General features: G+C 66.7%; 5 protein-coding genes. 3 read left to right on the forward strand and 2 right to left on the reverse strand.

Going from position 1 to position 13,322, the window contains the following annotated elements; genetic code table 11:
• Nucleotides 1–4,175: DNA-directed RNA polymerase subunit beta' (rpoC, locus tag V6M42_RS10930; protein ID WP_332678488.1), on the reverse strand; the 4,175-nt coding region annotated here is incomplete at its 3' end.
• Nucleotides 4,176–4,339: 164 nt separating this feature from the next.
• Nucleotides 4,340–8,458, reverse strand: a complete 4,119-nt coding sequence (gene rpoB, locus V6M42_RS10935) for a DNA-directed RNA polymerase subunit beta (protein WP_332678489.1) — start codon at nt 8,456–8,458, stop codon at nt 4,340–4,342.
• A 565-nt stretch (nt 8,459–9,023) separates the two neighbouring features.
• Here rpoB and V6M42_RS10940 point away from each other — a divergent pair.
• The 3 genes from V6M42_RS10940 to V6M42_RS10950 form a co-directional block, all read left to right on the forward strand.
• A complete protein-coding gene (locus V6M42_RS10940; protein ID WP_332678490.1) occupies nt 9,024–9,533 on the forward strand; it encodes an FKBP-type peptidyl-prolyl cis-trans isomerase in 510 nt (169 codons plus the stop codon).
• A 330-nt stretch (nt 9,534–9,863) separates the two neighbouring features.
• Nucleotides 9,864–11,813, forward strand: coding sequence for a M61 family metallopeptidase (locus V6M42_RS10945; protein ID WP_442880953.1), 1,950 nt, complete (start codon nt 9,864–9,866; stop codon nt 11,811–11,813).
• 16 nt (nt 11,814–11,829) lie between these two features.
• Nucleotides 11,830–13,322 (forward strand): M61 family metallopeptidase (locus V6M42_RS10950; RefSeq protein WP_332678492.1); only part of this gene is annotated, 1,493 nt, incomplete at its 3' end.

The raw sequence follows: 13,322 nt of genomic DNA on the forward strand, positions 1-13,322 counted from the left end.
TCCAGCGCCAGATCGGCCGGAAGCGGCTCGATGGCCTCTTCCCGCTGCGACGTCAGTTCGGCGTCGCGTTCGTTGGCGATCTTCTGCAGGGCCCGGAGATAGGCGCCCGTGCCGGCCGGGATCAGGCGGCCGACGATGACGTTTTCCTTCAGGCCTTCCAGCGTATCGATCTTGCCGTTGACCGAGGCGTCGGTGAGGACGCGGGTGGTCTCCTGGAAGGACGCCGCCGAGATGAAGCTGCGGGTCTGCAGCGACGCCTTGGTGATGCCCAGCAGGACCGGCTGGGTGGTGGCCTGACGGCCGCCGCGCTTCTCGACCTTCTGGTTTTCCAGAACGGCTTCGGCCACCTCGACCGTGTCGCCACGGATCAGGGTCGTCTCACCCGAGTCCAGAACCTCGACCTTCTGCAGCATCTGGCGAACGATCACCTCGATGTGCTTGTCGTTGATCGGCACGCCCTGCAGTCGGTAGACCTCCTGCACTTCGTTCACCAGGTACTCGGCCAGGGCCTCGACGCCCTGGATGCGCAGCAGGTCGTGCGGATCCGGGTTGCCGTCGATGATGTAGTCGCCCTTGTTGATCAGATCGCCGTCGTGGACGGAGATGTGTTTGCCCTTGGGGATCAGGAATTCGACCGGTTCGGCCTGGTTGCCGTCGGCGTCCAGTTCCGGCGTGATCTTGATGCGACGCTTGTTCTTGTAGTCGCGTCCGAATTCCACGCGGCCGTCCATCTCGGCGATGACCGCGCAGTCCTTGGGACGACGGGCTTCGAACAGCTCGGCCACCCGCGGCAGACCGCCGGTGATGTCGCGCGTCTTGGCTCCCTCGGTCGGGACGCGGGCGATGATCTCGCCCGGCTTGACCACGTCGCCGTTGTTCACGGACAGAACCGCGCCCACCGGCAGCAGGTAACGGGCGTCGGAGCCCGAGGCCAGCTTGGCGTAGGCGTCGCCGGAGGTGACACCCATGGCCGGACGCAGGTCCGCCCCGCGGGGGCTGGCGCGCCAGTCGCTGACGACGCGCTGGGCGATGCCCGTCGCTTCGTCGGTTTCCTCGCGGACCGACAGGCCCTCGACCAGATCCTCGAACCGGATCACGCCGCCGACTTCGGTCAGGATCGGAGAGGTGTAGGGGTCCCACTCCGCCAGACGCTGGCTGCGCTTGACGTCCGAACCCTCGACCACCCGCAGACGGGCGCCGTACGGGATCTTGTGGCTCTCGCGGTCCTTGCCGTCGACGACGATGGTGACGACGACGTTGCGGCTCATGGCCACCAGATCGCCGTGCGCCGCCTTGACGGTCGGGCCGGTGATCTTGGCGACGCCGGGGTTGGTCGCCTCGTAGAACGAGGTTTCCGCCACCTGCGCCGTACCGCCGATGTGGAAGGTCCGCATCGTCAGCTGGGTGCCGGGTTCGCCGATCGACTGGGCGGCGATGACGCCGACCGCTTCGCCGATGTTGACGTTGGTGCCGCGCGCCAGGTCACGGCCGTAGCAATAGGCGCAGATGCCGGCTTCGGCTTCGCAGGTCAGGGCCGAGCGGACCTTGACCGACTGGACGCCGGCGTTGTCGATGACCTCGACCTCTTCCTCTTGCAGATAGGTGTCCGCCGGGAACAGGACGGCGTCGCCGCCCGGCTCCTTGATGTCCTCGGCCGCGTAACGGCCCAGGACGCGTTGACCCAGCGAGACCAGCACGTCGCCGCCTTCGACCACGGCGCGCAGGGTGATGCCCCGCGTCGAGCCGCAATCGTCCTCGGTGACGATCGAGTCCTGCGCCACGTCGACCAGACGACGCGTCAGATAGCCGGAGTTGGCGGTCTTCAGCGCGGTGTCGGCCAGACCCTTGCGGGCGCCGTGGGTGGAGTTGAAGTATTCAAGGACGGTCAGGCCTTCCTTGAAGTTCGAGATGATCGGCGTCTCGATGATCTCGCCCGACGGCTTGGCCATCAGGCCCCGCATGCCGCCCAGCTGCTTCATCTGCGCCTGCGAACCGCGGGCGCCGGAGTTGGCCATCATGAACACCGAGTTGATGTCCGGCGCCTGACCCTTGGCCAGAACGCGCGGCTGCGCGATCTCGCCCATCATGGCGTCGGCGATCTTGTCCGTGGCCTTGGCCCAGGCGTCGACGACCTTGTTGTACTTCTCGCCCTTGGTGATCAGGCCGTCGGCGTACTGTTGCTCGTACTCCTCGACCTGGGTGCGGGTGTCGGCGACCAGACCGGCCTTGGCGGCCGGAATGACGATGTCGTCCTTGCCGAACGAGATGCCGGCCTTGGCGGCTTCACGGAAGCCCAGCTGCATCATCTGGTCGGCGAAGATGACCGTCGCCTTCTGACCGCAGTGGCGATAGACCTGATCGATCAGGTTGCCGATTTCCTTCTTGGTCAGGTTCTTCTCGAGCAGGCGGTAGCCGATGTTCGCATTGTGCGGCAGCAGCGCGCCCAGCTTCATCCGGCCCGGCGTGGTGTCGATGACCTTGGTGATGACGTCGCCTTCGGCGTTCATCTCGGTCCAGCGAGCCTTGATCTTGGTGTGCAGGGACACGACGCCGGCGTCGAGCGCCGCATCGATCTCGCCCATGTTGGCGAACAGCTTGCCCTCGCCCTTCTCGCCTTCCTTGATCAGCGACAGGTAGTACAGGCCCAGGACGATGTCCTGCGACGGCACGATGATCGGCTTGCCGTTGGCGGGCGACAGGATGTTGTTCGTCGACATCATCAGCACGCGCGCTTCCAGCTGGGCCTCGAGGCTCAGCGGGACGTGAACGGCCATCTGGTCGCCGTCGAAGTCGGCGTTGAAGGCGGTGCAGACCAGCGGGTGCAGGCGGATGGCCTTGCCCTCGATCAGCTTCGGCTCGAACGCCTGGATGCCCAGACGGTGAAGCGTCGGCGCGCGGTTCAGCAGGACCGGGTGCTCGCGGATGACCTCGTCGAGGATATCCCACACCTGCGGCTGTTCGCGCTCGACCATGCGCTTGGACTGTTTGACGGTGCCCGACAGGCCCTTGGCGTCAAGGCGCGCATAGATGAACGGCTTGAACAGCTCGAGCGCCATCTTCTTGGGCAGGCCGCACTCGTGCAGCTTCAGCTCGGGACCCACGGTGATGACCGAACGGCCCGAATAGTCGACGCGCTTGCCCAGAAGGTTCTGGCGGAAGCGGCCCTGCTTGCCCTTCAGCATGTCGGCCAGCGACTTCAGCGGACGCTTGTTGGCGCCCGTGATGACCCGACCACGACGGCCGTTGTCGAACAGGGCGTCGACCGACTCCTGCAGCATCCGCTTTTCGTTGCGGATGATGATGTCGGGCGCGCGCAGTTCGATCAGGCGCTTCAGGCGGTTGTTCCGGTTGATGACCCGGCGATACAGGTCGTTCAGGTCGGACGTGGCGAAACGGCCGCCGTCCAGCGGCACCAGCGGGCGCAGTTCCGGCGGGATGACCGGCACGACCGTCAGGATCATCCACTCGGGCTTGTTGCCGGTCTCGAGGAAGGCCTCCATCAGCTTCAGGCGCTTGGAGGCCTTCTTGGCCTTCATTTCCGAGGGGCTGTCGGCCAGTTCGCCGCGGTGCTTCTCAGCCTCGGCGTGCAGGTCGATGCCGATCAGCAGGTTGCGCACGGCCTCGGCGCCGATCTCGGCGGTGAAGCCGTCATCGCCGAACTCGTCCTGGTAGCGGTAGAACTCGTCTTCCGTCAGCAGCTGGTTCTGCTTCAGCGGGGTCAGGCCCGGCTCGGTGACGATGTAGTTTTCGAAGTAGAGCACGCGCTCCACGTCCTTCAGCGCCATGTCCAGCATCAGCGAGATGCGCGACGGCAGCGACTTCAGGAACCAGATGTGGGCGACCGGGGAGGCGAGCTCGATGTGGCCCATCCGCTCGCGGCGAACGCGGGCCAGGGTGACCTCAACGCCGCACTTCTCGCAGATGATGCCCTTGTATTTCATGCGCTTGTACTTGCCGCACAGGCATTCGTAGTCCTTGGTCGGGCCAAAGATACGGGCGCAGAACAGGCCATCACGCTCGGGCTTGAACGTCCGGTAGTTGATGGTTTCCGGCTTTTTGATCTCGCCGAACGACCACGAACGGATCTTCTCCGGCGACGCCAGGGCGATCTTGATCTGGTCGAAGGTCGGGGTGACCGGGACTGCATTGAAGATGTTCAGGACTTCCTGGTTCATCTTGATTCCTTCTGCGGGCAAGGCCCGCCAAATGATCTCTATTTTCCGTCATTCCGGGGCGGCGAAGCCGAACCCGGAACCCAGGAGGACCGGGCGGTGGTCCTGGGTCCCGGATCAGCCCTTGCGGGCTGTCCGGGATGACGAGGTTGTGGAGGCGTGGAGAGCTATGAGTTCTCCAGCTCCACGTTCAGACCCAGCGAGCGCATTTCCTTGACGAGCACGTTGAAGCTCTCGGGAATGCCCGCCTCGAAGCTGTCGTCGCCGCGGACGATGGCCTCGTAGACCTTGGTCCGGCCGGCCACGTCGTCCGACTTCACCGTCAGCATTTCCTGCAGGGTGTAGGCGGCGCCGTAGGCTTCCAGCGCCCAGACCTCCATCTCGCCGAAGCGCTGGCCGCCGAACTGCGCCTTGCCGCCCAGCGGTTGCTGGGTGACGAGCGAGTACGGCCCGATGGAACGGGCGTGGATCTTGTCGTCGACCAGGTGGTGCAGCTTCAGCATGTAGATGTAGCCGACCGTGACCGGACGCTTGAACTGCTCGCCGGTCTGACCGTCATAGACGATCGACTGGCCGGTGCGGTCGAGACCCGCCTTCTCCAGCAGCTCCTCGATGTCGTTGATGTGCGCGCCGTCGAACACCGGAGTGGCGAACGGAACGCCCTTGGACAGGTTGCGGGCCAGCTCGACCAGGTCCTCTTCCGATTCCGGAAGCGGGGTGTCGGCGCCGTAGATGCTGGTCAGGTGATCGACCAGCGCCTTCTTCTGTCCGCCCTGTTGCCAGGCTTCCAGAAGGCCCTGGATCTGCTTGCCGAGACCGGCGGCGGCCCAGCCCAGGTGGGTTTCGAAGATCTGGCCGATGTTCATGCGCGAAGGCACGCCCAGCGGGTTCAGAACGACGTCCACCGAGGTGCCGTCTTCCAGGTGCGGCATGTCCTCGATCGGCAGGATCTTGGAGATGACGCCCTTGTTGCCGTGGCGTCCGGCCATCTTGTCGCCGGGCTGAAGCTTGCGCTTCACGGCCACGAAGACCTTGACCATCTTCATCACGCCGGGGGGCAGTTCGTCGCCGCGCTGCAGCTTCTCGACCTTGTCCTCGAAGCGGCGGTCGAGCGCCTTGCGGGCGTCCTCGAACTGCTTCTTCATGGCTTCCAGCTCGCCCATCGCCTTCTCGTCGTCGAGGGCGATCTGCCACCACAGGCCGCGCGACAGCTCGTCCAGCTTGGCTTCGGTCACGGCGCCGCGGCCCAGGCCCTTCGGACCCGAGGTGGCGTTCTTGCCGAGGATCAGCGGACGCAGACGGCCGTAGACGTTGCGCTCGAGGATCTTCAGCTCGTCGTCGCGGTCCTTGCCCAGACGTTCGATTTCCGAACGCTCGATGGCGATGGCCCGTTCGTCCTTGTCGACGCCGTGGCGATTGAAGACGCGCACGTCGACGATGGTGCCGGCGACGCCGGGCGGCAGACGCAGGCTGGTGTCGCGGACGTCCGAAGCCTTCTCGCCGAAGATGGCGCGCAGCAGCTTCTCTTCCGGCGTCATCGGGCTTTCGCCCTTGGGCGTGACCTTGCCGCACAGGATGTCGCCCGGCTGGACCTCGGCGCCGATCGCCACGATGCCGGCTTCGTCGAGGTTGCGCAGGGCTTCCTCGCCAACGTTCGGGATGTCGCGGGTGATCTCTTCCGGCCCCAGCTTGGTGTCGCGGGCCATGACCTCGAACTCCTCGATGTGGATCGAGGTGAAGACGTCGTCGCGCACGATGCGCTCCGAGATCAGGATCGAGTCTTCGAAATTGTAGCCGTTCCACGGCATGAAGGCGACGAGGGCGTTGCGGCCCAGAGCCAGTTCACCAAGGTCGGTGGACGGGCCGTCTGCGATCACGTCGCCGACCTTCACCTCATCGCCCACGCGCACGATCGGGCGCTGGTTGATGCAGGTCGACTGGTTGGAACGCTGGAACTTCGACAGGCGGTAGATGTCGACGCCCGAACGGCCGGCGTCGAGTTCGTTGGTGGCGCGCACGACGATGCGGGTGCCGTCGATCTGTTCGACGACGCCGTCACGCTTGGCGACCACGACGGCGCCGGAGTCCACGGCCACGACCGCTTCCATGCCGGTGCCGACCAGCGGTGCGTCGGACTGCACCAGCGGCACGGCCTGACGCTGCATGTTCGCGCCCATCAGGGCCCGGTTGGCGTCGTCGTTTTCCAGGAACGGGATCAGGGCGGCGGCGACCGAAACGACCTGTTTCGGCGACACGTCCATCATGTCCACGTCGGCCTTGATCAGCAGCTGGGAGTCGCCGTTGATCCGCCCGGGGACCAGGTCCTCGACGATCTCGCCGTTCTTCAGCTCGATGTTGGCCTGGGCGATCGTGTATTTCGCCTCTTCCATGGCCGAGATGTAGACCACTTCGTCCGTGGCCTTGCCGTCCTTGACCCGGCGGTAGGGGCTCTCGATGAAGCCGTACTTGTTGACCCGCGCATGCGTGGCCAGCGAGTTGATCAGGCCGATGTTCGGGCCTTCCGGGGTTTCGATCGGGCAGATGCGGCCGTAGTGGGTCGGGTGCACGTCGCGGACTTCGAAGCCGGCGCGCTCACGCGTCAGACCGCCCGGGCCAAGCGCCGAAAGGCGGCGCTTGTGGGTGATTTCCGACAGCGGGTTCGTCTGGTCCATGAACTGCGACAGCTGCGACGAACCGAAGAACTCGCGCACGGCCGCAGCGGCCGGCTTGGCGTTGATCAGGTCGTGCGGCATCACCGTGTCGATATCGACCGAGGACATGCGCTCCTTGATGGCGCGCTCCATCCGCAGCAGGCCGACGCGGTACTGGTTTTCCAGCAGTTCGCCGACCGAACGGACCCGGCGGTTGCCCAGGTTGTCGATGTCGTCGATCTCGCCCTGGCCGTCCTTCAGGCCGACGAGGATCTGCAGCACCTTCAGCACGTCTTCCTTCTGGAGGACGCGGATTTCGTCGGACACCTCGGGGGTCTCCAGACGCATGTTCATCTTGACCCGGCCCACGGCCGACAGGTCGTAGCGCTCGCTGTCGAAGAACAGCGAGTTGAACATGGCTTCGGCGGCTTCCGGGGTCGGCGGCTCGCCCGGACGCATCACGCGGTAGACGTCGAACAGCGCGTCCTCGCGGCCGGTGTTCTTGTCGATGCGCAGGGTGTTGCGCATGTAGGCGCCGACCGTGACGTGGTCGATGTCCAGCACCTCGATGGTGGTGAAGCCGAAGCTTTCCAGCAGTTCGATGGTCGGGGCGTCCAGCTCGTCGCCGGCCTCGGCGTAGATCTCGCCGGTCTCGTAGTTCACGGCGTCCGCGGCCAGATACTTCGTCAGCAGGGCGTCGGCGGCCAGCGACAGCGACGTGGTCGTGTCGCCCAGCTTCTTGGCCTGACGGGCGCTGATCTTGGTGCCGGCGGCGGCGATCACTTCACCGGTGTCGGCGTCGACCAGGTCGAACTCGGGCTTCACCCCGCGCCAGCGTTCCGGCTTGTAGGGCGTGACCCAGCCTTCGCCGCGCTTCTCGTAGGGCACGGTCTCGTAGAAGGTCTTCAGGATCTCCTCGCCGTCCATGCCCAGACCCATCAGGAAGGTCGAGGCCGGCAGCTTCCGGCGGCGGTCGATACGGACGTAGACGATGTCCTTGGCGTCGAACTCGAAGTCGAGCCACGAGCCGCGGTACGGAATCACGCGGGCGGCGAACAGCAGCTTGCCCGAGCTGTGCGTCTTGCCCTTGTCGTGGTCGAAGAAGACGCCCGGCGAACGGTGCATCTGGGACACGATCACCCGCTCGGTCCCGTTGACGACGAAGGTGCCCTTGTCGGTCATGAGCGGGATGTCGCCCATGTAGACGTCCTGCTCCTTGATGTCCTTGACCGAGCGCGCGCCGGTCTCTTCATCCGCCTCGAACACGATCAGGCGCAGCTTGACCTTCAGCGGCGCGGCATAGGTCATGTCGCGCTGGATGCATTCCTCGACGTCGTACTTCGGGTCCTCGAACTCGTAGGAGACGTATTCCAGGATGGCGCGTTCGTTGAAGTCCTTGATCGGGAAGACCGACTTGAAGACCGCCTCGATGCCCTGGTCCTTGCGCGGTCCCGAGCGAACTTCGCGCTGCAGGAACTGCTCGTAGGAGGCGCGCTGAACCTCGATCAGGTTCGGCATCTGCACCGCTTCGGGGATCCGGCCGAACGAGTGGCGGATGCGCTTCTTGCCGGTGAAGGTGGTGGCGTGTGCGAACTGGCCGTTGGCGACGGCGACTTCGGCTTTGGACTTGGCCATTCTGTCTTCCCAATGCGCGGACCGGGCAGTCCGCGTTCAATGCAGCAGCCACGGCTCCGCCTGTCGGCGAACCGTGACCATCGGTTTCGGCGTCCACCCTCGGCTTGTTCAGCCAGGACGCCTGAAATGTAGAGCTCCCTTGGGGAGGAGCACGCCTTCGCTCGGTCGGAGGGCGACGGACCGGGCCTCGGCGCTTTCGCGCGCATACGGGGGGTGTGTGCGGGACCGGCACATATACTCGCTTCTTCGACGAAATAAAGGCTGGGACGAAAAAGTTCTGCACCCTGCCGGATCGTCCGCGTCCACTGACCCCCGGCGAATCCGTCAACCCCTTCCAATCCCGTCATTCCGGGGCCGCGCAGCGGAACCCGGACCCAGGAGAGCGGACCCGGCCGCTTGAAGCCCAGCCGGCGATGGCGCCCGGTCGCCTGGGTTCCGGGTTCTGTTCCCGGCTGCGCCGGTCTCAGCCCCGGAAGGACGGAGTGGAAGCCGGCGCTGCGGCGGACATCCACCCAACCGCCGCCCCTCTTTCCCCGAGCGTCGCCGTGCTGCTAGCGTCCCCGCCATGAAACAGCTGATCCTCGCGACCGCCGCCGCCCTGACCCTCGCCGCCTGCGCCAGCGCGCCGCCGCCGCCGCCCGCCGCCACGCCGGGAACCGGCACCGCCGAGGGCTGGGCCGCCGGCAATGCGCAATATCTGGTCGTCAACGGCGCCCGGCGCGGCTGGACCACCACCGAATCGGGCCTCCAGTACCGCCGCGTCGGCCCCGCCCGGCCCGAAGGCCGCCAGCCTTCGGGCACGGACACGGTCAAGGTCCACTACCGCGGGACCTTCGTCGACGGCCGCGAGTTCGACAGCTCGTACAGCCGCAACGAACCCGCCGAATTCCCCCTCAACCGCGTCATCAAGGGCTGGACCGAGGGCGTCGCCCTGATGCGCGAGGGCGAAAAGTTCGAATTCGTCATCCCCGCCGCCCTCGGCTACGGCGAACGCTGGGTCGGCGGCGACGAACTGCCCCCCAATTCGACCCTGCTGTTCACGGTGGAACTGCTGGAAGTGAAGCCGGCGGCCTGACCCTCCCTGCCCTTTCGTCATCCTCCGGCGAGCGCAGCGAGACCGGGGGACCCAGCGGCGCGCGAGAGCGCGAACCTGTCGGAAGCGCCAATGCTTGATGCAGCGGTGTTTCGCCGCCTTCGCGGCGCCGCTGGGTCCCCCGGTCTGCGCCGCTGCGCGGCTTGCCGGAGGATGACGAAAGCAATTGAGAGTCCTGCCGGATGGATCGGGTGCAACCGACGGAACCCGGAACATGACGACGTTTTAATCCCGCGCGGGCGGGGTCGCGCTTGACCCCCTCGCGCGCCCGGCGTGATCTGCGCCTCCCCTAGGCCTCCGAGTGTCCCGATGATGCGTCCTGCCCGCCTGCTCGCCTCCGCCTGCGCCGCCGCCCTGCTGTTCGGGGCCGCGCCCGGCCTGGCCCAGGTCGGAACGCCCGCCCTCGACCGCGTTCTCGCCCCCGTCCCCGCCCCGCGCGACGTGGCCTACCCCGGCGTCATCAAGCTGGAGATGGACGCCACCGACGTCGACCGCCGCATCGTCTCGGTCAGACAGACCATTCCGGTCGCCGGCCCCGGCCCGCTGATCCTGCTCTATCCGCAGTGGATCCCCGGCAACCACGGCCCCGTCGGCCCGGTGGACGACATCGGCGACCTTCACATCACCGCCGGCGGCCAGGAACTCCGCTGGGTCCGCAACACCGCCGACACAAACGCCTACCAGGTCGAGGTCCCGGCCGGCGTCAGCGCCGTCGACGTCGCGTTCAAATGGCTGACCCCGATCGACGGCTCCCAGGGCCGCATCGTCTTCACCGACGAGATGCTGAACATCCAGTGGGAGAAGGCCGTCCTCTATCCGGCGGGCTACTATTCCCGCCAGATCACCGTCGAGCCGACCCTGCGCCTCCCGGCGGGCTGGCAGTACGGCACGGCGCTGGACACCCGCGCCTTCCAGAACGGCGTCGCGACCTTCGCCCCCATCACCCTCGAGCATTTCGCCGACAGCCCGGTCTTCGCCGGCGCCCACTACCGCCAGATCGATCTCGATCCGGGCGGCCGCTCGCCCGTGCGGCTGAACATCGTCGCCGACGACGCCGACATGCTGGCCGCCACCGAAGAACACATCGCCCTGCACCGAGAACTGGTGCGTCAGGCCGACCGCCTGTACGGCGCGCGCCACTTCAACCACTACGATTTCCTGCTGGCCGTCACCGAGGACCTCGGCGGCATCGGCCTCGAGCATCACCGCTCGTCCGAGAACAGCGTCGACACCCGGTATTTCACGGCCCGCAACGACACCATCGGCGACCGCGACCTGCTGGGCCACGAATACACCCACTCCTGGAACGGCAAATGGCGCCGGCCCGCCGACCAGCTGACGCCGACCCTGAACGAGCCGCTGCAGAACTCCCTGCTCTGGGTCTATGAGGGCCAGACCCAGTACTGGGGCCTGATCCTGACCGCCCGCGCCGGCCTGATGACGAAACAGCAGGCGCTGGACGTCTTCGCCAACACCGCCGCGACCTATGCCGAAGACAACCCCGGCCGGACCTGGCGGGCCATGCAGGACACCACCAACGACCCGATCATCGCCCAGCGCCGGCCCCAGCCGTGGGGCAGCTTCCAGCGCAGCGAGGACTACTATCGCGAAGGCGCCATGATCTGGCTCGACGCCGACACCCTGATCCGCGAGCAAACCAACGGCCGCAAGTCGCTGGACGACTTCGCCAGGGCTTTCTTCGGCGTCCAGGACGGCAATTGGGACCCCGCGCCCTACACCTTCGCCGATGTCGCCTCGACCCTGAACGGCGTCCAGGCCAACGACTGGGCGGCCTTCCTGCGCACCCGGCTCGACGCCGTCGGCGCCGGCGCCCAGACGCCCAACGGCGGCATCGAGCGCGGCGGCTATCGCCTCGTCTGGCGCGAGACTCCGAACGACTATTCGAAGGCCCTCAACAAGGAATACAGCCGCGTCGACTTCGCCTACTCGCTGGGCCTCAGCCTGAACCCGGCCAACCGCGTCACCGCCGTCCGCTGGGGCTCGCCCGCCTTCGAGGCCGGCCTGACCTCGGGCTGGGAAGTCGTGGCCGTCAACGGCCGCGCCGCCAGCGCGGACGCCATCTCGGAAGCCATCACCGCCTCGAAGGGCAACACGACGCCCATCGAGATGATGCTCAGAAAGGGCGACCGCTTCCGCACCATCGCCTTCGATTACCACGGCGGCCTGCGCTACCCGCACCTCGAGCGGATCGCCGGAACCCCCGACCGTCTCGGCGACATCCTCGCCCCCCGCCGCCGTTGATCTGAGGGACACGAAGATGATCCGCACCGCCGCCCTCGCCCTGCTGCTGACCTCGGCTGCCCTGCCCGCCCTCGCGCAGGTCCCGGCCTCCCAGGCCGCCACGCCCCTGCCCGTCCCGACCAGCCTGCCGCACGCCCTGCCGCCGATCCCGGCGCCGCAGGACCGCGACTATCCCGGCGTCATCGGCATCCAGGCCGACCTGACCGACCTCGACCACAAGGTCATCCGCGTGCGCCAGACCGTCCCGGTCTCGGCGGGTCATCTGGTCCTGCAGTATCCGAAATTCATCCCCGGCAACCACGCCGACACCGGCCCGATCCAGCTGGTCTCGGGCGTCACCGTCACCGGAAACGGACGCCGCATCGAGTGGGTGCGCGACACCGTCGATCCCCACGCCTTCCACCTCGACATTCCGGCGGGCGTGACCGAAATCCAGGTCGCCTTCGAATGGCTGACCCAGCCCGACAACGCCGTCTGGCGCGTGGTCATGACCCCCGAAATGGTCAATCTCCAGTGGGAGAAGGCCCTGCTCTATCCGGCGGGCTATAACCACGACCGCATCATGTTCGCCCCCTCGGTTAAACTGCCCGCCGGTTGGAACTACGGCGTCGCCCTGACCACCACGGGGCGCGAGGGCGACATCGCCACCTTCGCCCCCATCTCGCTCGAACATCTGGCCGACAGCCCGATGTTCGCGGGCAAACACTACCGCCGCATCGACCTCGACCCGGGCGGCCGGTCGCCCGTGCACCTGAACCTCGTCGGCGACACCGCCGCCTCCCTGGCCGCCTCCGACGAGCGGATCGAACAGTACCGCGCCCTCGTCGACCAGGCCGACCGCCTGTTCGGCGCCCGCCATTTCGACCGCTATGAATTCCTGCTGGGCCTGACCTCGAAGATGGGCGGCATCGGCCTCGAGCATCACCGCTCGTCCGAGAACACGGCCAGCCCGACCTTCTTCACCGGCCCCAACCCCGACTTCGGCGCCCGGACCCTGCTGCCGCACGAGTTCACCCACAGCTGGAACGGAAAATTCCGTCGTCCGTCAGACGAATACGTCCAGAACCTCAACCTGCCCACGCAGAACAGCCTGATGTGGGTCTATGAGGGCCAGACGGAATACTGGGGCGACGTCCTCGGCGCCCGCTCGGGTCTGGTGACGAAGGAGGAGGCCCTCGCCAACCTCGCCGAGGTCGCCGGCTTCTATGACCAGCAGCCCGGCCGCGAGTGGCGCTCGCTGCAGGACACCACCAACCACAACCTGCTCGGCTATCGCACGACCAATCCCTGGGGTTCGTGGATGCGCGGCACCGGCGACTACTACCGCGAGGCCCAGCTGATCTGGCTCGACGCCGACACCCTGATCCGCGAGCAGACCAGCGACCGCAAATCCCTCGACGACTTCGCCAGGGGGTTCTTCGGCGTCGAGGACGGCGTCTGGGAGGCCCGGCCCTACACCTTCGACGACGTGGTCGCGGCCCTGAACGCCGTCCACCCGCACGACTGGGC

Source organism: Brevundimonas sp. (assembly GCF_036677305.1).
GTDB lineage: Bacteria > Pseudomonadota > Alphaproteobacteria > Caulobacterales > Caulobacteraceae > Brevundimonas.

Bases quoted from the DNA above. Each gene is read 5' to 3' on its own strand.
- V6M42_RS10940 (WP_332678490.1), top strand. From the start codon at position 9,024: ATGAAACAGCTGATCCTCGCGACCGCCGCCGCCCTGACCCTCGCCGCC.
- rpoB (WP_332678489.1), bottom strand. From the start codon at position 8,458: ATGGCCAAGTCCAAAGCCGAAGTCGCCGTCGCCAACGGCCAGTTCGCA.
- V6M42_RS10945 (WP_442880953.1), top strand. From the start codon at position 9,864: ATGCGTCCTGCCCGCCTGCTCGCCTCCGCCTGCGCCGCCGCCCTGCTG.